Source organism: Oligella ureolytica DSM 18253 (genome assembly GCF_000373745.1).
Classification (GTDB): Bacteria; Pseudomonadota; Gammaproteobacteria; order Burkholderiales; family Burkholderiaceae_B; genus Oligella; species Oligella ureolytica.
The window spans coordinates 16,786-38,006 of sequence record NZ_KB892281.1 but is presented as its reverse complement, the minus strand read 5'-3'; the positions used below and the strand labels follow the sequence as shown (position 1 = coordinate 38,006).

Sequence of the window (21,221 nt, the reverse complement as noted above, 5' to 3'; positions counted from 1 at the left end):
TTCAGTGCACAAGTTTAATTCAAGCGCTAACAAAAGATGGTGATCTATCTCAGGATATTAAAAAAAATTACGAACCATTTCTAAGTCGTCGGCTGTATCAACTCCCGGGGCCGGCGCGTCATTAGTGATCATCAGCTGAATTTTATAGCCGTTTTCGAGGGCTCTTAGTTGCTCTAACGATTCCAGTTGCTCCAAATAACCTTGAGCTAGCATCGGAAAAGTCGTTAAAAAATGCGCTCGATAGGCGTAGAGACCAATGTGATGGTAGGCCTGCATATTGCTTGGAAGCTGCTTGTCGTCGCCTTGAAAAGCGTCGCGAGCCCATGGAATCGGTGCGCGAGAAAAATACAACGCTTGCTGATGCTGATTTAACACGACTTTGACCGCATTGGGGTTAAAGAGCTTATCGAGCTCTCGAATAGGGTAGGCAGCAGTCGCAATGGCCGCCTCAGGATTGCCTAATAGGGTGCCGGCCACCTGATCAATTAAGCCCGGTTCAATGAGCGGCTCATCGCCTTGTACATTCACAACGACAGTTTCCTCGGGTAAAGCCAACTGCCTAACAACTTCGGACAGTCTGTCAGTACCGGAGGGGTGGTTAGGATCGGTCATCAGGGCTGTGAAGCCGTGCGAGCTGACCACATCAAAGATTGCTTGGTCATCGGTTGCAATATACACCGCCCGAGCATTTGATTTTTGGGCTTGCTGCGCAGTGCGTACAATCATCGGCATGCCGGCAATATCTGCGAGCATCTTACCCGGTAGTCGAGTAGAGGCAGCACGAGCAGGCACGACGGCGATAAAATCAAGGTCTTTATTGTTGTTGATGGCTGAATCCATGGTTATTAAACACGTCGCGTTATGATTGGGTTTCCAGTGTCGCACTATCCACAGCGCGTTCAGGCAACAAAATCGGTAAGCCATTTTCAATAGGGTAGGCTTTACCATTTTGCTCACAGATTAAGTAGTTGCGATCGTCGCTTAGTTTAAGCGGGGCCTTGCTGATTGGGCAAACAAGGGTTTTGGTAATTAATTCGTGCATAATTTTCCCAAGGTTAGAACAGAATAAGCATCAAGTATAAGTCAAAATTTTAAGCGTCGCTCTATCTTGTTAAAGAAATCCTCATCAGAAAACTCTGCTTCCACTTTTAAGAAGTAAAAGCGTTCATCGGCAAAGTGTCGGCACTTAAGGGCATCTTTTTCGGTCATTAAAACAAGATCTTGATCAAATTCAGTCAAGTCGTCGGCTTGAAACGCGTGATGGTCGGGGAATGCCTGTTGTTTTTCTATCGCTAGACCTAAGTCAGTTAAGGTATTAAAAAAGCGTTGTGGGTTGCCAATACCGGCTACTGCGGCGATTGATTTGTTTTTATGCTGCGACAGCCAGTCATCAAGCGATTGTTTTTGGTGAGTTTTAACATGGACAAAAGCAGTGGGCTGTAGGCGCATATCGATATGCAAGGGCTTTGCCGCAGTGTTTTCTGCGGACTGGCGTTGGACGTGTTGATGATTGCGGTTAGTAATCACCACATCAACGTCAGCGAGTTTGCCGGCAGACTCTCTTAAGGGGCCCGCCGGCAACAGCAGTCCATTACCAATGCCACGTTCGTCTTGGACAATGATCTCTATGTCCCGTTGCAGGGCCAAGTGCTGTAGGCCATCGTCGGCAATAATCACATTTGTTTGTGGATAGTGTGCTAAAAGTGCTTCGATCGCTAAGGAGCGTTTAGGGTGTACACCAATCGCTGCGTATTGAGCTAACAATGCCGGCTCATCACCGATGAGTGTGGCGTCGGCATTAGCCCCTTTGGCGACACGTGCTTCTTTACCTATCTTGACGCCGTAGCCTCTGGAAATAATGCCTGGTTGATAGCCCTTATCTTGCAGTGCTTGAATAAGTGCCGCGACCACCGGCGTTTTACCGGTCCCGCCAACATAAATATTACCCACGACGATCACAGGGCACGGTGCGCGATAGGATGTTTTGATGTTTGTTTTATAAAGCACTTTTCTGCTGAGCTGTATGACACTGTTAATCGCGGATAAGGGGCGTAAGCTTTTGCTTAAGCAGCCACCATGCTGCCATTGTGCTTGTAGCCTAGCGCTTAGGCTTTTGTTAATTTGCTGTTTATGGTCTTGTTGTTCGCTTTGCATGGGTATTTTAATCAATGATTGGACTTACCCACAAAAGTTGTGGATAACTTTGTGAATAAATCACTGTATGTCTGTCATTATACGTATCTGGACGGGGATTGCTCAAATGGGGTGCAATTTAAGAGAAATATACAAAACCCATTAATATCAATGGGTTACGATGTTTTTGTAATGCTTAGCTTGAGAGAAGCGTGATAAAAAAAGTTTTTCTCCAGCGAAATCAAGGTTTTGACAGGCTGTGGACAACTATGTTTTTTTATTTGTGCTATCCCCTAGCTTTTGACGGAAAAATTTGCTAAGGGAGGTGAGTGAGAGGCAAAAACTTATTAGGCATGAGTAAATTCATTTAGCAGAGAAAAATCTTGTAAGATGTATTGCACATAGTTAACTGTTTTTTCAAAAAAGTGGATTAAGTGCTTAGATTGATTAGGTATTTATGAATCTTTTTGTGAATAAATATTAATCCACAAAAATTGTGGATAACTTTGTGAATAAACTTGTTGATCTCCCTGTTTCTACGTACTAAGCGAGGTGTTGCTTAAAATAGGTGCAATATTAATGAAATAAAATTAATCATTATAAATCATAGTGTTGCGTGATTTTTTTAAAGCTTATCTTAAGAAGTTGTCGCTAAAAATGGATTTTACCCAATGAAAAGCTGATTAATTGTAGACTGTGGAAAAGTATTAAATAAATTTTGTATTAACACTGGATTTTTAGTTAAATATTTGTTATGAGCCAAGAAAAAATACTTTCTGTTACAGAATTAAGTCGCTTGATAAGCCATACCTTGGACTATCAAATACCCACGTTTAGAGTCGCAGGAGAAATTTCTCAATTCACCAAAGCCTCATCAGGTCATTATTACTTTTCTATCAAAGACGATCTCAGCGCCATGAGTGTGGTTATGTTTCGAGGTCGCACAGCAAACTTGGATTTTCAGCCTAAACAAGGTGATATGGTTGAGTTAAAAGGTAAGTTGTCCCTGTTTGCTGCTCGAGGTTCTTTGCAAATCCAAGTTGATGAAATGCGACGGGCAGGGATGGGAACCCTTTTTGAGCAATACCTCCGAATTTTGGATAAATTAAAGCAAGAGGGGCTATTTGACGCAGAGCATAAGTTGGCAATACCTCCTTACCCCCGTCGAGTCGGTATTATCACTTCTCTGCAGGCAGCCGCTTTGCAAGATGTTTTGACGACATTGAGGCGGCGTGCACCGCAATTTTCTGTCACTGTTTATCCTAGTCTTGTGCAGGGTGCTGATGCGGCCGATGAGTTGATGAGGGCGTTGGCACAAGCCGAGTTACGCCACGAGGTGGATGTTATTTTATTAGTACGTGGTGGCGGGAGTTTAGAAGATCTGTGGTGTTTTAATGATGAGCGTTTGGCACGACTGATTGCGGCCAGTAGTATCCCCATTGTCAGCGGCGTAGGTCATGAGACTGACACCACCATCGCGGACCACGTGGCTGATTTGCGTGCAGCGACACCGACTGCTGCCGCTGAGTTAATCACCAAGGCGGCTTATGCATTACCGGCGACGTTAAGCGAGTTTACACAACGAATACATAGGGTGATGAGTCAGGTAAGAAGCGATAGTTACGCGCGCTTCAGCGATACCATGCCAAGATTGCATCATCGGATAGAGCGTTTATTACTTGATAAGAGTATGCGTTTTGATGAGTTAAAGTCGCGTTTGGTCGCACCCCAACGTATATTCGATCAGTACGAAGAGCGTCGTCTACAGCTGCAACTCGCTTTGCTGCGTAATTGGCAAGCCCTGTGTACAAACAAAATTACTCAATTAGAGCAGCTAACCTTGCGTTTAAAGGCAAAAAAACCTAATATAGAGGCGGAGCGCGAGCGTTTGTTACAGTGGCAGGAGCGTCTCAATCGATCGATTCATCAGCAGTTATCGGCGCATCAACAAGCATTTATTCAGCATAAGCAACTATTGCATACGATGAACCCAAAGCAGGTATTACAACGCGGTTTTTCAATCGTTTATGATGTTGAGGGTCACGTAGTTCAGACGATTGAGCAGCTGGATGTTGGGCAGGAGCTTCAGCTTGAGTTTGCGAGCGGTCGTGCTGCAGCCTATGTAAAATCATTAAATTCACACACAGAGGAATAAAAGTTATGAGTAACTTCACTTTGCCCCCATTACCTTATGCGATGGATGCGTTAGAGCCACATATCTCTAAGGAAACGCTTGAGTACCACTACGGTAAGCATCATCAGACCTACGTGACCAACTTAAATAATCAGGTACCCGGTACAGAGTTTGAGGGTAAGTCGTTAGAAGAGATTGTTAAAACGTCTAGTGGCGGTATTTTCAATAACGCAGCCCAAGTATGGAACCATACGTTCTACTGGTCATGTTTGGCACCCAATGGTGGCGGTCAGCCGAGCGGTGCGTTACTAGAAGCGATTAATGCTAAATGGGGTAATTTCGAGACCTTTGTAGAAAAGTTTAATGCTTCTGCGGCCGGTAACTTCGGTGCGGGTTGGACTTGGTTGGTTAAAAAGGCTGACGGCAGTGTTGATATTGTTAATACGAGCAATGCGGCTACCCCGTTAACTACCGAGGATAAGCCACTACTAACCTGTGATGTTTGGGAGCACGCCTACTATATCGATACGCGTAACTCACGTCCGGAGTACTTAAAGAATTTCTGGGCACTAGTGAACTGGCAGTTTGTTGAAGAAAACTTTGCCTAATAGCTTAATAGTTGCTTAAGCGACTTACATTAGGTGAGTCGTTGATTGTAAAAAGCTCCTTGGGTTTTAAATTCAAGGAGCTTTTAATTGCCATAGGGGTTATAAACATTTCCTAATGGTTTCGTTAATGTCTTCTACGACGGGTTGGCGCTGAAAGACTTTTAAGTGGGCATGAATCGTACCTCTACCGTAGGTCGGTATGGCTACTTCAACCGTCGCTTGTGGTTGGTTGCTGTCGGCACTCGGTACGGCACCGGACCAAATATCGACCGTTTCAGGACGCATATAAGCGCTTGCTTGGTATTCTTTGAGGTTCATGTCAATACATTTAGCTAAGGCAACCGGTGTTTTGTCTGTCGGTTGATCAATGGTGTTAATGTAATTTTCTTGACCAACGGTTTTATTGCTAAAAGAGCCACAAGCACTCAGGCCGATACCGGCAACTGCACAGATTCCTAGTAATAAAGTTTTTTTCATATATTGTTAATTCCAATGAATTGATTGTTTGATTTTATATGTGAAGGCAAGGATAACTGCTTAGTGGGATGGCTGTTGTCGCCAAGCTTTTTCAGCGTCTTCTGTGTCCTGCCATTGGCCTTGCTGTAGGTGATCGCCCACCTTAACCTGGTGGTGCTCAAACCACCCTTGGTTAACCTCTAAGGCAAATTGTGCCGGTGCGGTTGAGCAGACGCTGCTTTCATCCAGAGGCTGCATGTCAAATATATCGACTACTTTAGCATGTTCATCGATATAAGCAATACTCAGTGGGATAAGGGTATTGCGCATCCAAAAGCAGAGTGGTTGGGGTTCCTTGAAAACAAATAGCATGCCACGGTGCTCAGGCATAAAACGACGGTGCATTAGGCCTATTTGACGGTGTCGAGCAGTATCGGCAATTTCTGCTAAGATGGCTGCATCGCCGATGTGTAAAGGCCTAAGCTCGAGGGATGAATTGGCGTCTGTATGATGAAATTGGGCTAAGCTAATACGCGGTGCGATAAAAATAACTATACTAAGGCTAAGCCAAACGAATCGTCGAAGAAAATATTGCATAGATTGAGTCATTGTCAGATTAAACAGTTCGGATTGATTTTAAAGGATTGGCTTGAATTATTACTGTTTAGACTCAATTTAATCACTATTTAAACATAATAGATTACTCTAATAATAGATTGGATTATTTAGTTTTCTTAGGTCGATTTTAATTTATTGTCTTATCAAAAATGTCTACTAACACAGAAATTGTCACCACAAAAAAGAAGCAAACAGCTAAATTGAAGCCGCCTTCTTTTTATCAAGTCCTTATGCACAATGATGATTTCACCACAACGGACTTTGTGGTTGAGGTTTTACAACGATTTTTTTCCTTTGATGTTGAGCGTGCAGTTGCTCTTATGCTTAAGGTTCATCATGAGGGCAAGGCAGTATGTGGTGTCTTTAGTCGCGATATTGCGATGAGTAAGGTCAAGCTAGTTAGGGATTATGCTAGGCAGCACGAATATCCCTTGCGTTGTTCCTGTGAACCAGTTTAAATGCAATTACTAGTAGAATAATCAGTTATGAAGCTTTGCTCCGGCTGATATTAACAGAGGTACAATTATGATTTCCCAAGAACTCGAAGTGACGATTCACCTAGCCTTTGTCTCGGCTCGTACGCGACGTCATGAGTTCGTGACAGTTGAGCACTTACTATTGGCTTTGTTGGACAATAACGAGGCAGTAGAAGCTCTGCATGCTTGCCACGCTAATCTTCCCCTGCTGGAAAAGCAGCTTTCAACCTTTATTGAGGATAATACGCCCGTCGTTGCCGATGATGATCATGGTGATGCGCAGCCAACATTAGGGTTTCAGCGAGTGATACAGCGAGCCGTTATGCATGTCAATGCGACCCAAGGCTCAGCAGGCTCTGATAATGCCAAACGGCAGGTGACCGGGGCCCATATTCTGGTCTCTTTGTTTTCAGAAAAAGATTCTCATGCGGTCTATTATTTACAAGAACAAGAGATTAGCCGCATTGATATTATTGAGTATTTATCGCACGGTGCCAGCAAAGACAACCAGTCAAAGGCACCGGCACCACGAGTGATCAGCAATGAATCCAGCGAAGCACCCGAAGATGAGGCGAGCAGTCCTTTGCAGCAGTGGGCGGTTGATTTAAATGAATTGGCCAGACAAGGTCGATTAGACCCCGTCGTGGGTCGAGAGCACGAGTTGGATCGCGTGGTTCAGGTGCTATGTCGTCGTCGCAAAAACAACCCTCTACTAGTGGGTGAAGCCGGCGTCGGCAAGACAGCGATTGCGGAGGGATTAGCTCAACGGATTGTGAGTGCCAAGGTTCCCGATGTTTTAAAAACAGCCAAGATTTACTCTCTGGATATGGGTTCGTTGCTGGCAGGCACCAAGTATCGCGGTGATTTTGAGCAACGAATTAAGGCGTTACTAAAGCAATTAGAGACGATCGATAATTCTATTCTCTTTATCGATGAAGTTCACACCATGATTGGTGCGGGCTCTACCTCCGGCAGCACGATGGATGCGAGTAATTTATTAAAGCCTGCTTTATCGTCCGGTAAGTTGCGCTGTATGGGGGCGACGACGTACAAAGAATATCGTGGCATTTTCGAAAAAGACCACGCCTTGTCGCGTCGATTCCAAAAGGTTGATGTGATTGAGCCAAGCGTAGAGGAAACGATTGATATCCTTAAGGGCTTAAAGTCCCGTTTTGAGGCGTATCACGAGATACGCTATAGTCAAGCAGCAGTTGAGGCAGCGGCCGAGTTATCAGAGCGTTATATCAATGATCGATTTTTACCCGATAAGGCCATTGATGTGCTTGATGAGGCAGGAGCAGCACAACGATTATTACCTAAATCGCGTCAGAAAAAGCTCTTGGGTAAGCCTGAGATTGAGGCGACAATTGCCAAGATGGCCAGAATTCCGGTGGCAGCGGTATCCAGTGATGAGCGTAGCAAATTACAAAACTTGGAGGCAGAGCTTAAAGCCACTATTTTCGGTCAAGATGAGGCTATCATCACCTTAGCTGCCGCGATGAAAATGGCGCATTCCGGCTTGGGTAGAGAGGATAAGCCCATCGGTTCGTTCTTATTTAGCGGTCCGACAGGTGTCGGTAAGACCGAGGTCTCTAAGCAGTTGGCCGAGGCGTTAGGGATTGAGTTGGTGCGTTTTGATATGTCTGAATACATGGAAGCGCACGCCGTCTCACGTCTCATCGGTGCGCCTCCGGGCTATGTGGGCTATGATGATGGCGGCTTACTGACCGAGCAAATCAACAAGCATCCGCACTGTGTGTTGCTGCTTGACGAGATTGAAAAAGCCAACCCGGCAATTTATAACATCCTCTTGCAGGTGATGGATCACGGTACCTTGACCGATACCAATGGTCGCAAAGCAGATTTCCGCAATGTGGTCATTATTATGACCACCAATGCTGGAGCTCAGAGCTTAAGTAAAAGCACCATTGGCTTTACACAAAGCAGTCAGCAAGGTGATGAGATGATAGAGATTAACCGGACCTTTACGCCGGAGTTTCGTAATCGTCTCGATGCTATTATTTCTTTTGCGGCACTCGACCGTGATATTATTTTACGAGTGGTGGATAAGTTCTTAATTGAGCTTGAGCAGCAGTTACAGCTTAAGCAAGTTGATGTTGTCTTTAGTGATAAGTTGCGTGCTTATTTGGCTGAGCATGGTTTTGATCCGCATCTGGGTGCACGACCAATGCACCGTCTGATCCAAAATAAGATCCGCCGTGCTTTAGCCGATGAGCTGCTTTTTGGTCGCTTGGAAAATGGCGGTTTTGTGAGTGTTGATATCACGGATGAGGATAAAATCCAACTTGATTTTGAAGCTCCAAAACCTAAAAAGAAAAAGAAGGCTGAAGCAGTTAACTAATTCAGTCAGCATGTAATTAATTAAGCTAAATCGGCTCAATCGCTTGGTTTAGCTTAGTCTTTGTGTTTAGATAAACGCGCATTATTAATTTCTTCAGTTACTATAAAAATGAAAAAAATACTAATCAGTACGTTGCTAGCTCTTGTCTTACCTACGGTGACAATGGCTGAGGTTGTTGTCGGTGTCACTATTTCTAATACAGGGCCTGCTGCGGCGATTGGTATTCAGTCGCAAAATGCGATGGCATTGTGGCCTGATACATTGGGTGGCGAGCCTGCACGTTATATCATTCTTGATGATGCGACTGATGTCAGTAAAGCAGTCCGTAACGTTCGCAAAATGACCTCTGAAGACAAAATAGACCTCTTGGTCGGACCAAATATTACCGCTGCGGCTTTGGCTATTTTGGATGTGTTGCGAGAAACTCAAACGCCAATGATTTCTTTAGTGGGATCGGGTAGCGTGGTGCAACCGGTAGGTGAGGGTGGTCGTCAATGGGCTTATAAAATGTCCCAAAATGACGATCTCATGGCACAAGCCGTCGTTGAAGATATGCTAAAGCGAGGCTTTAAAAAAGTGGCTTATATCGGTTTTGCTGACGCTTATGGTGATAGTTGGTGGCGTGAGTTTTCTGATGCAGCAGTGGATAAGCTTGATATTGTGGCTAAAGAGTCCTTTCAGCGTACTGATAATAGCACCATGGGTCAGGTGTTGAAGTTGATGAGTGCTAAGCCCGACGCCATTTTAATCGCAGGCTCCGGTACACCCGCCGTATTGCCTCAGCAAACATTAAAAGAGCGAGGTTACCAAGGCCAAATTTACCAGACACATGGTATTGCGACGCCTGAGTTCTTGCAGGTCGGTGGTGCAGTGGTCGAGGATACGCTATTTCCAACCGGACCAAGTGTCGTTGCTAGGACCTTAGCATCAGATCACCCGGTCAAAGAGGAAGCAGTTAAATTTGTTGAGATGTATGAAGCAAACTATGGCGAGGGCACCGCGACTCAATTCACTAGCGATGCATGGGGCGCATGGATCCTAGCGGATGCAGCTGTAGAGCGCACCTTGGCGCAAGGTCATAAGCCCGGTACCGTTGAGTTTCGTGTTGCTCTACGAGAAGCACTTGAAAACACTAAGGATCTCGTCGTACCCACCGGAGTGTTAAATGTTACGCCTCAAGACCACCAAGGTTTTGATGAGCGTGCGGCGGTGATGGGCCAAGTCAAAGACGGCAGGTTCGTTTACGCTGCAGACTGAGTGCTCCATCGTGAGTAGTGGGCGGCCCACTTCAGTCTGTTGCGTATGCTGACGGCTGCTTAGTGAGTAGCCTCAGTCTCTGGCTCGGTCTTTTTTGTTGTACGTAAAGTAATCTCAGCAATTTCTGCTTCTACGCCGATGCGTACGGGCATGCCGCCCCAGAGACCGGTGCCACGGTTTAAGTAAAGATACATATCGTCAACTTTATATAGACCCATTAAAAAGCCTTGATTCATTATTTTTGTAAGTAAGTTCAAGGCAATAATCTGTCCGCCATGTGTGTGACCGGACAATTGAAGGCTGACCCCTTTGTCAGCATGGGTCTGAGCGTTGATAGGGCGGTGGCTCATTAAAATAAGCATATCGCTTTCTTTTGTGCCTGCAAGCGCCTTATCAATGTCCGGCATTTCTTCGTCAAAGCGTTTGGCCGCTATATCTGAGATTGCCGCAATCACAATTTCTTCTGAGCCGCGTTGGATACGAATATTTTCATTAACCAACACCGGTAGACCAATCGTTTTAAAGGCCTCAAGCCAATCATTTAGCCCCGAATAATACTCATGATTGCCTAGGGCAGCCCACGCTCCGTCAGGTGCATCGAGTTTCTTAAAAGCACGCATATCTTGACGCCGCTTTTCCGGTGTGCCATCAATTAAGTCACCGGTTATCAGAACCAGATCCGGTTTTAAACGACTTGTGATTCTAAGAGTCTCGCCGAGCCATGATTCCGGTAATAAACGACTCGCATGGAGATCGGTGAGGTGGGCAATACGATAGCCATCAAAAGCAGGTGGTAATTTATCAAAATACAGTTCAATGTGGCTAACGGTAGGAAAGCTGACCGCTCGCCAGACGCCAACAGCACAAATAAATGTCGAGAACATGATCATGAAACTACTATTTAAAGGAGACAGAATTTTCTGCCTAATCCGCTCCCCTTTGTTAAGGGAATAGGTTAATAAAAGTAGCAAATCTCGCAGTAATAATGAGCATGCCAAGAGCATCATAGAGGCAAAGGCCCAGCCTAGGGTCATGATTAGCCAACCCGGAATTTCCGGAGCGGCCAAACCACCAAGCAGATATTTTTGTAATAAGTGAACTTGAGTCGCTAAAAAGGCAATGCCGGCGTAACTTAGCTTGAACCACCAACGCAGTGGAAGGGGGCGAATCAAGCGGATAAAGATATAGACAAATATAATTAAACCGACAAGATGAATAACCAACTTAACTCCTTTACTGTAGACCTACTGTTTTTTTGCTTGTGTTTTTGTCGTTTTTTTGGCAGTCGTGCGCTTTTTGGCAGCTGGGCTTGGCTGTTTGTCCTTAAATTCGCATAGATCACTAATACCGCACTGCCAGCATTTGGGTGAGCGTGCTGTACAGACATACCTGCCGTGGAGGATTAGCCAATGATGAGCATCCAGTAAGAATTCCTTGGGTACCAAGCGTAGTAGCCTTTGCTCTACCTCTAAGACATTTTTACCTTTGGCTACTCCGGTGCGATTTGACACTCGAAAAATATGCGTATCGACAGCCATGGCAACCTGACCAAAAGCGGTATTTAATACGACATTTGCTGTTTTACGTCCGACGCCGGGTAATGATTCCAGTGCCTCGCGGCTGTTAGGAACGATGCCATCATATTGATCAACAAGGATTTTAGCAGTTGCTAGTGCATTTTTTGCTTTTGTTTTGTACAGGCCAATACTTTTTATGGCTTCTGTAAAATCTTCAAGCCCCATATCCACTAAGTCTTGAGCAGTCTTAACGGTTGCAAAAACAGGCTGCATGGCTTTATTGACCGAAACGTCCGTCGCTTGGGCTGATAGCAAAACAGCAATGAGTAATTGAAAATTATTACTGTATTCTAACTCAGTGGTGGGTTCGGGGTTAGCAGCACGGAAACGCTCAAATATTTCTTGACGTTTTTGTTTATTCATTCGTTTTTTCTGAGGAAGCAGTTGGTTGGCGACGAGCCCTGGCTTTTGCCAAAGCTGCTGCAATGGCTTGCTGCTTAGTGTCTTTACTTGTGGTGTCGGGGGCTGCGTCAGCAGTTGCCTTGTTTTTATTTAATGTGTTTTTCAATGTGCGTTCAGCCGCTGTGGCCAGTCTCTCCAGCTCAGCTTGCTTGTTCTTTTGCAAACGCTCTTCACGCGCTTGGTAATTTTTCCAAGCATGCTTTGCATCGTCATTGCTCCATTGTCGATTGGCAGGGATCATTGTGATGCAGTCAACCGGACAGGGTGGCACGCAAAGCTCACAGCCTGTGCAGAGGTCAGGGATGATGGTATGCATAAATTTGTTGGCACCAACAATCGCATCGACCGGACAGGCTTGGATACAGAGCGTACAGCCAATACAGTGGCGCTCTTCGATGAGAGCGAGCTGTAATGGAATATGTTCACCACATTCTTCTGTATTTAATGGTAGAGGCGAGCGGTTAAGTAGCTTAGCAAGTGCTGCTATGCCATCGTCACCTCCCGGAGGACAGCGATTAATCTCTTCGCCTTCAACTATTGCCTTGGCATAGGGTAGGCAACCATCATAACCGCATTTAGTGCACTGTGTTTGTGGTAAAACAGAGTGCACTTTTTCAACTAAAGATGTCATAGCTTAAAAATAATGTTACTTCTTTGCTGCAGGTGGCGTTGTTTTGCGAGCAGCTTGCTTTCTGGTTGCCTGTTTGGGCGTGCTTGCAGCTGTGGTTGTCTTTGCGGCTAAACCGTCTATCGTGCGTTGAGCCGCCTCGCCTGATGCAGTTTGCGGGGATGAAGGCTTAGCGACGACAGTCGTTGCCTGGGGCTGTGCTTTAGCTTCTGCTGTCTTGGCAAAGCGTTCAGCTTCTGCCGCTGCTTTTTTCTCAGCTTCGGCTTTGGCTTTAGCATCTTCGGCTGCTTTAGATCTGGCGCTAGCTAATAACTTGGCTTCCGCTTCAGCGGCTTCGAGTGCCTCTTGTTTTGCTTTTTCTAACGCTTCCTCACGGGCTTTAGCTTTGGCTATCTCGGCCTCTTCAGCGGCTTTGCGTTGCATACGTGCCTGTTCGCGCATTTTAGCGCGCTCCTTGGCTTCATTTTCTTTGCGAATAGCTGACTCAACTTCCGCCCTTAGGCGGGCAAGTAACTGCTGTTCTTCGTCTTCTTGGGCCGCATTAATAAAATTAGCGACCACGGGAAAGATATTATTACGCCAACGACTACCGGAGAAAATCCCGTAGTGGCCGCTGCCTTCAGCAACAAAAGCTTCTTTTTTGTCGGCTGGAAGATGGGGGGTAAGATCGTGGGCTGCACTGGTTTGACCGATGCCGGTAATATCGTCTAATTCACCCTCTACCGTGAGGAGGGCGGTGGACGTGATGGCACTAGGATTAATTAAATGGCTGCCGACTTTCCATGTGCCTTTTGCTAAGGCATTGTCTTGGAATACCACTTTGACTGTTTGTAAGTAAAACTCAGCAGGTAGGTCACAGACGGCATTGTACTCATCATAAAAAGAGCGATGCTTTTCGGCTTCAGGTTCATTGCCGCGCATGAGATCAAGATAGTATTCATAGTAGGACTTCATGTGGTTACGTGGATTCATTGCAATGAATCCCATGAGCTGCATGAAGCCTGGGTAAACTAAGCGCCCGGCACCGGGGTAGCGAGACGGTACCCGCTGAATCATTTGAGTTTCAAACCAAGAAAGCGAGCGCTTATCAGCTAAGTCATTAACAACGGTAGGTGAGCGCTTTGTATCGATAGGACCACCCATTAGTGTCATGCTAAGTGGTACTAAAGGATCATTTTGCTGTGACATAAGCGATACTGCCCCAAACACCGGTACGCTTGGTTGACAGACAGCCATGATATGTACGCGCTTATTTAATGCGTGTAAGAATGAAATAATATAGTAAACGTATTCGTCTAAGTCAAAAGCACCTTGGTTTACCGGTACGTTACGGGCATCTACCCAGTCTGTGATGTATACATCAAAGTCAGTTAGCATACGCCGCACGGTATCGCGCAATAAGGTCGCATGATGGCCGGACATTGGGGCAACAATGAGTACAGTAGGATCGCCACCGGGATTTTTAGAAGCGCTGCGTTTGAAGTGAATCAAGTGACAGAAAGGCTTGGTAATAACAGCTTCGGGCGTGACACTCACAGACTGGCCATTGATCTCGACCTCATCGATACCCCACTCAGGCTTCTGATATTCTTTGCTGATACGGTTAAATAAATCGTAACGTGCGGCTACTCGACGAGAATACGGTAAGTAAGAATAAGGGCTAAAGGGGTTAGAAAAAGCCTCAGCGACGAGTGACGATGCGTAAGTTAATGGCGACAGCGCAATACGATTGATTTCATGCAAGGTATACAGCATTTTAAATATCTCCTTAGTGATATTTGCTTTAAATACTCAATGGAATAAACGAAAACTACAATTAATTAAAGTTAACAGCTAATGATTACCAGTACTTTTCAACCGCTAAATTACCTAAATTGCCCCGTCTGCCTGATTTGAAGCCGAGTTCACCTAATAATTTTCGTGCTTCTGTGGTCATGCCCGGGTTGCCGCAGAGCATAAAACGGCCGTCTTCTGGATCCATGGGGTGACCGGCGAGTTCTGCTAATTCACCACTGGCAATTAAATCAGTAAAACGCTTTTGTGGATAATTTTTATGCGCTTCACGGGTGGAAATGGGTAGATAAGTAAAACGCTCACCAAAGCGCGCTTTGACCTCATCAATTAAGTCAGTATAAGCGAACTCATCGATCTGGCGTGTGCCGTGACATAAAATGACCTTGTCAAAAAGCTGCCATGTTTTTTCATCACCCAGCATGGGTAAGAAAGCCGACAGCCCTGTACCGGTAGAGACTAACCAAAGTGTACCGCCCTGAGGGAACTGATCGATCGTAAGAAAGCCGAAGGCTGTTTTGTCGATATAGATCGTGTCGTTAACCTCAAGCTCATAAAGACTTGGGCTAAATAAGCCGTCGGGCACCAAGGTGGCGAAAAACTCAAGATGCTCGTCATCCGGTTGATTTACCATAGAAAAAGCACGCCAAGTCATATCAGATGCCGGCGGTGTCTTGTTGTCCTCATCCAGACCTAAGGCCAGGCCTAAACGAGCGTATTGACCGGGTTTAAAACTAAAGGCAGGATCTCTTGTCGTTTTGACTGAGAAAAGCTTGCCCGGAACCCAGATCTTTTTTTCAACAACGGTTTGAACGGTATATGGTAAATCAGTCATTTTGCTCCTTGCTTAATAACTATCTTTCTAAATACTTTAACTTGTCTTCGACACCATTCCACTCGTCGGCGTCAGGTAGAGGATCGCGCGTGCGTGTAATGGGTGTGAATAGCGGGGTCAACTCTGCGTTGAGTTCGATAAAGCTGACTTGATCCTCGGGCACATCTTCCTCGGCAAAAATCGCGTTGGCAGGACATTCGGGGACACAGACCGCACAGTCAATACACTCATCAGGGTCGATCACTAAGAAGTTAGGACCCTCGAGGAAACAGTCAACGGGACAAACGTCTACACAGTCAGTGTATTTACACTTAATACAGTTTTCAGTAACTACATGTGTCATGATTCAGACAACTCCAAATAAAATAGGGTAGATAAATACGCACCCTTAAAACTTATAACTTGTATTTTAACCAATACTAAGCCCGCAAGTGTCGAAAACCCCTTACTGTGGTAATGTATTGATTAATTACGTCTTTTATCGGAATGAAAATGATTATCAACTCATTAATGGACACGGATTTATATAAGTTCAGTATGATGCAGGTCGTTTTGCATCAGTTTCCATCAGCACATGCTGGTTATCGTTTTAAATGTCGCAATGAAAATATAAATTTACGTCCCTATATTGATGAGATCAAAGAAGAAGTTCGTCATTTATGCAGCCTACGCTTCAAGCAGGATGAGCTGGATTATCTCAGTACGCTGCGTTTTATCAAGCCCGATTTTATAGATTTTTTGGGGCTGTTTCAGTTATCTGAGCGGAACTTTTTTATCAGTGAAGGTGAAGGGCCCAATGAAATTTCGATTGAGGTTAAAGGGCCCTGGTTGCATACCATTCTGTTTGAGATCCCTGTTTTAGCCATTGTTAATGAAGTTTATTTTCGCAATACTTATCCTGATTTGGATTTGGCAGAGGGGCGACAGCGTTTGCAAGATAAAATTCAGATGATCAGAAGCTTTGACCCGCAGGGAGAGTTTTTTAAAGTCGCTGAGTACGGCACGCGACGACGCTTTTCAAGGTCATGGCATTACGAGGTTGTAAAGACATTACGCGAAGAGATGGGGCCCAGTTTTGTCGGCACAAGTAATGTGCTTTTAGCACGAGAGTATGATACTTTGCCGCTAGGGACAATGGGGCATGAGTATTTGCAGGCTTGTCAGGCCTTAGGGCCGCGTTTGCGTGATTCACAAGTGTTTGCGTTTGAGACGTGGGCCAAGGAGTACCGAGGTGATTTAGGCATCGCTTTATCCGATGTATACGGTCTGGATGCCTTTTTAAATGACTTTGATCTGTATTTTTGCAAGTTGTTTGATGGCGCGCGTCATGATTCAGGCGACCCGTTTGATTGGGGTGAGCGGATGATTGCACATTACACAAAGCATCGAGTTGACCCAAGAAACAAATCCTTAATTTTTTCAGACGGCTTGGATATTCCTTTGGCGATGGAAATTGCTGAGCGATTCAAGGGGCGCACCAAGGTTTCTTTTGGTATCGGCACAAACCTAACAAATGATATGGGCGTACAACCGCTGCAAATTGTTATGAAGATGGTTAGCTGCAATGGGCAACCGGTCGCTAAGGTCTCAGATGAGCCAAGTAAAACCATGTGTGATGACCCGGCTTATCTGGCTTATTTACGTCACGTGTTTAATTTGCCGGTCCCGGAAGAGATGGTGAAGACGGCTAATTAAGTCGATAATAAAGCGATCAATGTACTGCCAATTTCCTCAGCTCGGGCAATCTGTTCCGGGCTGAGGTGCTTTTGGGCGCGGATTTCCTCTTCGGTAGCGCTGGCGGTGTTGAGAATGATGCTCGGTACCACCTGATTTAAGCGCCAGCCGGTACAAATACGTTCAAGTTGCTTTTTTGCGCCGGCACCATCTGTGCCTGCAGCGATGATTGCACTATAGTGTCTACCCTCAATTTTCCCTAATAAATCATAATAAAAAGAATCAAAAAACTCCTTCATTTGTCCACTTAGACTGGCAAGGTTTTCCGGCGCGCAAAATAAATAACTTTGCGCTTTGAGCAGTTCATCCAGTGTGACCTTTGATGACTTTCTTAATAAAACAGCGTATTTGTCGGGATTCTGTGTGCTGTCCTCAAGTGTCAGTAATTCTCCAATCGTTGCTTCCGCAGCCCTAGCCGCTGCATAGGCTGCTTGTTTTGACGCGGAGGTGCGACTATGCCATATAACTAATAACGTTTTTGTATTTGAGCTCATTCTGTTTTAAGAAGTAAAATATCTTATTAATATAAATAATAGCAATCATCTTAGTTGATAATGGCTATTATGACTATAACTAAAGCATGATAGTGATTGGATTTTTATAAGTAGTTCAAATGATTAAAAAAGTACTTGCGGGTGAGGATGAGCATCACTTCAGCGAATCTTGGTTAGCTCCAATTTATCAGGATTTAGGTGAAAAGGATGCCGCTAAGTTGCAATTAGCTATTGAGTGGGCAGAAAAGCGTCTTTCAGGGGTAGAGATGTTTACCGCTGAACCGTGTGTGCGCCATGCAAAAGGCGTTTTGCATTCTTTGTCGTTGTTGCAGATGGATGTCACGTCGATGATTGCCGGCATTCTAGCCGTTTTGCCCAGCAGCGAGGACCCCAAAGTATCGCATGACACTCGTCAGGAGATTTTGGATCTTTTTGGTCTGGAAGTACTTAACCTAGTTCAAGGTACACGCACCTTAATTCGTGTCGGTGCACAAGCAACCTTAGCTGAAAATACGGATAGTGACTCTGTCCAAGACCAGCAAGAGATGCTGCGTAAGATGTTATTAGCATTAGCCACTGATTTACGTATTGTGATTCTGCGCTTAGCATCACGCCTGCAAACGCTGCGTTGGTACAGCGAGTCAAAGCGCCAGTGCCCGGTCATTTTAGCCCAACAAACTCGTGATATTTACGCTCCTTTGGCCAATCGCTTAGGGATATGGCAAATTAAGTGGGAGTTAGAAGATCTGTCATTACGATTTTTAGAACCTGAGATCTATCGAGATATTGCCAAAAAGCTTGAGGTTCGACGCACCGAGCGTGAGTCAATGGTGGAGGATTTTATTGCTAAGCTCAAGAAAAACCTACATCAGCTCAATGTTAAGGCTGATGTATCAGGTCGAGCCAAGCATATCTATAGTATTTACAATAAGATGCGCAATAAAAATCTCTCATTTGAAGAAATTTATGATTTGCATGCGATTCGTATCGTAACTGGTACGGAGCGAGATTGTTATACGGCATTGTCCATGGCTCATTCCCTTTGGACACCGGTTATGAATGAGTTTGATGATTATATTGCAAGGCCAAAACCTAACGGTTATCGCTCATTACACACGGTCGTTCAGGATGAGCATGGTCGTAATTTTGAGGTGCAAATTCGCACGCACGAAATGCATGAGTTTGCTGAGTATGGCATGGCAGCTCACTGGCGCTACAAGGAATCAGGAGCCAAGGGTGGGGAAACATCCGCTTCAAGCTTATATGATCGACAGATCTCGTGGATGCGACAGTTGCTGTCATGGCGCCGTGAAGAGGGCTTGTCCGAGCAGGAAGCCTCACAATTACAAGAGGAAATTTTAGGTGCTTCTACTGGAGAATTCGCTTTAGAAGAGAGCGCTGAAGGCCACCTTATTAAAGACAAGGAGTCTATACCTGGGAAGCCGGTCGATCAAAAAAATTTCTCACGTATTTATGTCTTAACTCCTCAAGCACGAGTTATTGAGCTACCCGAGGGGAGTACGCCGGTCGACTTTGCTTATCGATTGCATACCGATCTGGGCCACCGCTGTCGTGGTGCCAAGGTAGATGGCAATATGGTGGCATTAAATACACCGTTGCAAACGGGTCAGACCGTCGAGATTATTGCCGCAAAGTCAGGCGGTCCCTCTCGTGATTGGCTCAATACACAATTGGGCTATTTAGCCAGCCCGAGAGCGCGAGCGAAAGTCAGGCTTTGGTTTAATGCCGTTGAGTTGCAACAGCGTATTTCTACCGGTCAGGATTTGGTAGAAAAAGAGTTGCAGCGGCTTGGTAAAACTGCCACCAATCTTGAGCAGTTAGCGCAGAAGCTTGGCTTTAGTCATGCTGAGGACTTGTACGTGTCAGCAGCAAAAGAAGAGTTTAGCCTGCGCAATATTGCCCAAGCCTTTGTTGAGCAGGAAGAGCCAAGTCCTGACAAAGAGGTGTTGAGCCGTCAGCATCAATCGCAAATCAATACAGATAGCAAAAATGGCGTTTTAGTCGTTGGTGTTGATTCACTCCTAACTCAGTTGGCCGGTTGCTGCCATCCCGCTCCTCCCGATAAGATTCACGGCTTCATTACTCGTGGACGTGGGGTGACCATACACCGCGAGGGTTGTCCTAGTATCAAGGCTTTAGAATTAAAGCATCCTGAGCGAATTATTGAGGTTGATTGGGGTAACACGGAGGATCGTTTGTATCCTATCAATATTTCTGTATCAGCGTTGGACCGACCGGGTTTGATTCGCGATATTACGGAATTGTTTTCCAAGCATAAGATTAATGTTGCGGGTCTCAATACACAAAGTCGGCAAGGCAAAGCCAATTTGTTATATACCGTTGAAGTGCGAGGCGGTAGTGATGTGCGTAAAGTCATTAGTGCAATTTCAGAGTTACCTGAGGTGCATTCGGTGAATCGCTCTTAGTCAGTATATTGCTAAGCAAATTGAGGTAAAATCAACTATTTACTTGAAGAATTAGCGGAGGTCTCTTGAGAGAGTACAACTATCCTGATGAGTCAGGACATTTTGGGCGTTTCGGTGGCCGCTTTGTGGCGGAGACCTTGGTTCACGCTCTAGATGAGCTAAAAGAAGCCTATTTAAAATACAAAGACGATGCTGAGTTTTTAGCTGAGTATGATTATGAGCTCAAGCACTTCGTTGGACGCCCGAGTCCGGTCTACCATGCCAAGCGCTGGTCCGAGTTGCTGGGTGGTGCACAAATTTGGTTTAAACGTGAGGATTTAAATCACACCGGCGCGCATAAAATTAATAACTGTATCGGTCAGATTTTGCTTGCTCGTCGCATGGGCAAGACACGTATTATTGCAGAAACCGGTGCCGGTCAACACGGTGTAGCGACCGCCACAGTGGCTGCACGTTATGGTTTAGAGTGTGTCGTTTATATGGGCGCCGAAGATGTGCGTCGTCAGGCACTTAATGTCTATCGTATGAGGCTTTTGGGCGCGACAGTGGTTCCTGTCGAGAGCGGCTCAAGAACGCTTAAAGACGCTCTAAATGAAGCGATGCGTGATTGGGTCACCAATGTTGATGATACTTTTTACATCATCGGTACGGTTGCCGGTCCTATGCCTTATCCCGAGATGGTTCGAGATTTCCAGTGTGTAATTGGTCGTGAAGCCATTGAGCAAATGCAGGAGGCTGCAGGTCGTCAGCCTGATATGGTGGTCGCTGCTGTCGGTGGGGGTTCCAATGCTATCGGTATTTTTCACCCGTACTTAGCCTATGAAAATGTGAGTTTAGTGGGCGTTGAAGCGGGCGGTAAGGGCGTGCAGAGTGGCCTTCATTCTGCCTCACTTAATATCGGCAAGGCCGGAATTTTACACGGTAATCGCACCTTAGTGATTCAAGATGACGATGGCCAGGTTCAAAGCACACACTCAGTATCTGCCGGATTGGACTACCCGGGCGTGGGTCCTGAGCATGCCTTATTAAAAGAATTGGAATTAGCTACTTACGATATTGTTGATGATGGCGAAGCCGTTAAAGCGTTTCATGACTGTTGCTCAATTGAGGGCATTATTCCGGCGCTTGAATCTTCTCACGCCTTAGCTTATGCGGCTCGCGTGGCTCCGCAGATGGATAAAAATAAGATTATTTTAGTTAATTTATCCGGTCGTGGCGATAAGGATATTCACACGGTTGCCGAGTATGGCAATATCGAGTTGTAAGGGG

General features: G+C 45.5%; 19 protein-coding genes and 1 pseudogene. 8 read left to right on the top strand and 12 right to left on the bottom strand.

Annotated features, from left to right (window positions below; genetic code table 11):
* Window positions 1–57: 57 nt before the first annotated feature.
* From kdsB to lpxK, 3 genes are read right to left on the bottom strand one after another with little or no spacing between them, the layout of a single operon-like run.
* A complete protein-coding gene (gene kdsB / locus B092_RS0101530) occupies window positions 58–840 on the bottom strand; it encodes a 3-deoxy-manno-octulosonate cytidylyltransferase (protein ID WP_018573481.1) in 783 nt (260 codons plus the stop codon).
* A 19-nt stretch (window positions 841–859) separates the two neighbouring features.
* A complete protein-coding gene (locus B092_RS0101525; protein WP_018573480.1) occupies window positions 860–1,042 on the bottom strand; it encodes a Trm112 family protein in 183 nt (60 codons plus the stop codon).
* Between the two features lie 41 nt (window positions 1,043–1,083).
* Window positions 1,084–2,154, bottom strand: a complete 1,071-nt coding sequence (lpxK, locus tag B092_RS0101520) for a tetraacyldisaccharide 4'-kinase (protein WP_018573479.1) — start codon at window positions 2,152–2,154, stop codon at window positions 1,084–1,086.
* 733 nt (window positions 2,155–2,887) lie between these two features.
* Between lpxK and xseA the strand changes: the two genes are divergently transcribed.
* Together xseA and sodB are read left to right on the top strand one after the other, a co-directional pair.
* Window positions 2,888–4,288, top strand: a complete 1,401-nt coding sequence (gene xseA, locus B092_RS0101515; protein WP_018573478.1) for an exodeoxyribonuclease VII large subunit — start codon at window positions 2,888–2,890, stop codon at window positions 4,286–4,288.
* 5 nt (window positions 4,289–4,293) lie between these two features.
* Window positions 4,294–4,875: a superoxide dismutase [Fe] gene (sodB, locus tag B092_RS0101510; protein ID WP_018573477.1), complete on the top strand. Its 582-nt coding sequence runs from the start codon at window positions 4,294–4,296 to the stop codon at window positions 4,873–4,875.
* Between the two features lie 99 nt (window positions 4,876–4,974).
* Here sodB and B092_RS0101505 read toward each other — a convergent pair whose 3' ends face one another.
* The gene (locus tag B092_RS0101505; protein ID WP_018573476.1) at window positions 4,975–5,352 is read right to left on the bottom strand and encodes a hypothetical protein; all 378 of its coding nucleotides are present in this window, start codon (window positions 5,350–5,352) and stop codon (window positions 4,975–4,977) included.
* 60 nt (window positions 5,353–5,412) lie between these two features.
* Entirely contained in the window at window positions 5,413–5,928 is a 516-nt protein-coding gene (locus tag B092_RS14620) for a DUF192 domain-containing protein (protein ID WP_018573475.1), read from the bottom strand.
* A 170-nt stretch (window positions 5,929–6,098) separates the two neighbouring features.
* Between B092_RS14620 and clpS the strand changes: the two genes are divergently transcribed.
* The 3 genes from clpS (at window position 6,099) to B092_RS0101485 (ending at window position 10,044) form a co-directional block, all read left to right on the top strand.
* The gene (gene clpS, locus B092_RS0101495; protein WP_018573474.1) at window positions 6,099–6,407 is read left to right on the top strand and encodes an ATP-dependent Clp protease adapter ClpS; all 309 of its coding nucleotides are present in this window, start codon (window positions 6,099–6,101) and stop codon (window positions 6,405–6,407) included.
* Between the two features lie 67 nt (window positions 6,408–6,474).
* Window positions 6,475–8,787, top strand: a complete 2,313-nt coding sequence (gene clpA, locus B092_RS0101490) for an ATP-dependent Clp protease ATP-binding subunit ClpA (protein ID WP_018573473.1) — start codon at window positions 6,475–6,477, stop codon at window positions 8,785–8,787.
* Window positions 8,788–8,895: 108 nt separating this feature from the next.
* A complete protein-coding gene (locus tag B092_RS0101485; protein WP_051077695.1) occupies window positions 8,896–10,044 on the top strand; it encodes an ABC transporter substrate-binding protein in 1,149 nt (382 codons plus the stop codon).
* Window positions 10,045–10,103: 59 nt separating this feature from the next.
* Here the strand turns inward: B092_RS0101485 and B092_RS0101480 are convergent, their stop codons facing one another.
* From B092_RS0101480 to fdxA, 6 genes and pseudogenes are all read right to left on the bottom strand, one after another.
* On the bottom strand, window positions 10,104–11,267 hold the full coding sequence (locus B092_RS0101480; protein ID WP_018573471.1) for a metallophosphoesterase: 1,164 nt from the start codon (window positions 11,265–11,267) through the stop codon (window positions 10,104–10,106).
* 21 nt (window positions 11,268–11,288) lie between these two features.
* Window positions 11,289–11,984 (bottom strand): endonuclease III, encoded by a 696-nt coding sequence (gene nth, locus B092_RS0101475; RefSeq protein ID WP_018573470.1) that lies wholly within the window; start codon window positions 11,982–11,984, stop codon window positions 11,289–11,291.
* On the bottom strand, window positions 11,977–12,654 hold the full coding sequence (gene rsxB, locus B092_RS0101470; RefSeq protein ID WP_018573469.1) for an electron transport complex subunit RsxB: 678 nt from the start codon (window positions 12,652–12,654) through the stop codon (window positions 11,977–11,979). Before rsxB ends, nth begins: the two co-directional genes overlap by 8 nt.
* Before the next feature lie 540 nt (window positions 12,655–13,194).
* Window positions 13,195–14,406 (bottom strand): annotated as a pseudogene (locus tag B092_RS0101465) (polyhydroxyalkanoate depolymerase); the annotation flags it as partial.
* A gap of 85 nt (window positions 14,407–14,491) precedes the next feature.
* Entirely contained in the window at window positions 14,492–15,277 is a 786-nt protein-coding gene (locus tag B092_RS0101460; protein WP_018573467.1) for a ferredoxin--NADP reductase, read from the bottom strand.
* A 19-nt stretch (window positions 15,278–15,296) separates the two neighbouring features.
* On the bottom strand, window positions 15,297–15,620 hold the full coding sequence (gene fdxA, locus B092_RS0101455; protein ID WP_018573466.1) for a ferredoxin FdxA: 324 nt from the start codon (window positions 15,618–15,620) through the stop codon (window positions 15,297–15,299).
* Window positions 15,621–15,769: 149 nt separating this feature from the next.
* On the opposite strand from fdxA, the gene pncB reads away from it, so the two are divergent.
* Window positions 15,770–16,972 (top strand): nicotinate phosphoribosyltransferase, encoded by a 1,203-nt coding sequence (gene pncB, locus B092_RS0101450; protein WP_018573465.1) that lies wholly within the window; start codon window positions 15,770–15,772, stop codon window positions 16,970–16,972.
* Here the strand turns inward: pncB and B092_RS0101445 are convergent.
* On the bottom strand, window positions 16,969–17,505 hold the full coding sequence (locus B092_RS0101445; RefSeq protein ID WP_018573464.1) for a flavodoxin family protein: 537 nt from the start codon (window positions 17,503–17,505) through the stop codon (window positions 16,969–16,971). The two genes, pncB and B092_RS0101445, sit on opposite strands and share 4 nt — an antisense overlap.
* A 119-nt stretch (window positions 17,506–17,624) precedes the next feature.
* On the opposite strand from B092_RS0101445, the gene B092_RS0101440 reads away from it, so the two are divergent.
* Both B092_RS0101440 and trpB read left to right on the top strand, forming a co-directional pair.
* A complete protein-coding gene (locus B092_RS0101440) occupies window positions 17,625–19,952 on the top strand; it encodes a RelA/SpoT family protein (RefSeq protein ID WP_018573463.1) in 2,328 nt (775 codons plus the stop codon).
* 65 nt (window positions 19,953–20,017) lie between these two features.
* Entirely contained in the window at window positions 20,018–21,217 is a 1,200-nt protein-coding gene (gene trpB / locus B092_RS0101435; protein ID WP_018573462.1) for a tryptophan synthase subunit beta, read from the top strand.
* The last annotated feature ends 4 nt before the right edge of the window (window positions 21,218–21,221 follow it).

Bases quoted from the DNA above. Each gene is read 5' to 3' on its own strand.
- B092_RS0101505 (WP_018573476.1), bottom strand. From the start codon at position 5,352: ATGAAAAAAACTTTATTACTAGGAATCTGTGCAGTTGCCGGTATCGGC.
- B092_RS0101440 (WP_018573463.1), top strand. From the start codon at position 17,625: ATGATTAAAAAAGTACTTGCGGGTGAGGATGAGCATCACTTCAGCGAA.
- clpS (WP_018573474.1), top strand. From the start codon at position 6,099: ATGTCTACTAACACAGAAATTGTCACCACAAAAAAGAAGCAAACAGCT.
- B092_RS0101525 (WP_018573480.1), bottom strand. From the start codon at position 1,042: ATGCACGAATTAATTACCAAAACCCTTGTTTGCCCAATCAGCAAGGCC.
- lpxK (WP_018573479.1), bottom strand. From the start codon at position 2,154: ATGCAAAGCGAACAACAAGACCATAAACAGCAAATTAACAAAAGCCTA.
- rsxB (WP_018573469.1), bottom strand. From the start codon at position 12,654: ATGACATCTTTAGTTGAAAAAGTGCACTCTGTTTTACCACAAACACAG.
- B092_RS14620 (WP_018573475.1), bottom strand. From the start codon at position 5,928: ATGCAATATTTTCTTCGACGATTCGTTTGGCTTAGCCTTAGTATAGTT.
- nth (WP_018573470.1), bottom strand. From the start codon at position 11,984: ATGAATAAACAAAAACGTCAAGAAATATTTGAGCGTTTCCGTGCTGCT.
- pncB (WP_018573465.1), top strand. From the start codon at position 15,770: ATGATTATCAACTCATTAATGGACACGGATTTATATAAGTTCAGTATG.
- B092_RS0101485 (WP_051077695.1), top strand. From the start codon at position 8,896: ATGAAAAAAATACTAATCAGTACGTTGCTAGCTCTTGTCTTACCTACG.
- B092_RS0101460 (WP_018573467.1), bottom strand. From the start codon at position 15,277: ATGACTGATTTACCATATACCGTTCAAACCGTTGTTGAAAAAAAGATC.
- B092_RS0101445 (WP_018573464.1), bottom strand. From the start codon at position 17,505: ATGAGCTCAAATACAAAAACGTTATTAGTTATATGGCATAGTCGCACC.
- fdxA (WP_018573466.1), bottom strand. From the start codon at position 15,620: ATGACACATGTAGTTACTGAAAACTGTATTAAGTGTAAATACACTGAC.
- xseA (WP_018573478.1), top strand. From the start codon at position 2,888: ATGAGCCAAGAAAAAATACTTTCTGTTACAGAATTAAGTCGCTTGATA.
- sodB (WP_018573477.1), top strand. From the start codon at position 4,294: ATGAGTAACTTCACTTTGCCCCCATTACCTTATGCGATGGATGCGTTA.
- kdsB (WP_018573481.1), bottom strand. From the start codon at position 840: ATGGATTCAGCCATCAACAACAATAAAGACCTTGATTTTATCGCCGTC.
- clpA (WP_018573473.1), top strand. From the start codon at position 6,475: ATGATTTCCCAAGAACTCGAAGTGACGATTCACCTAGCCTTTGTCTCG.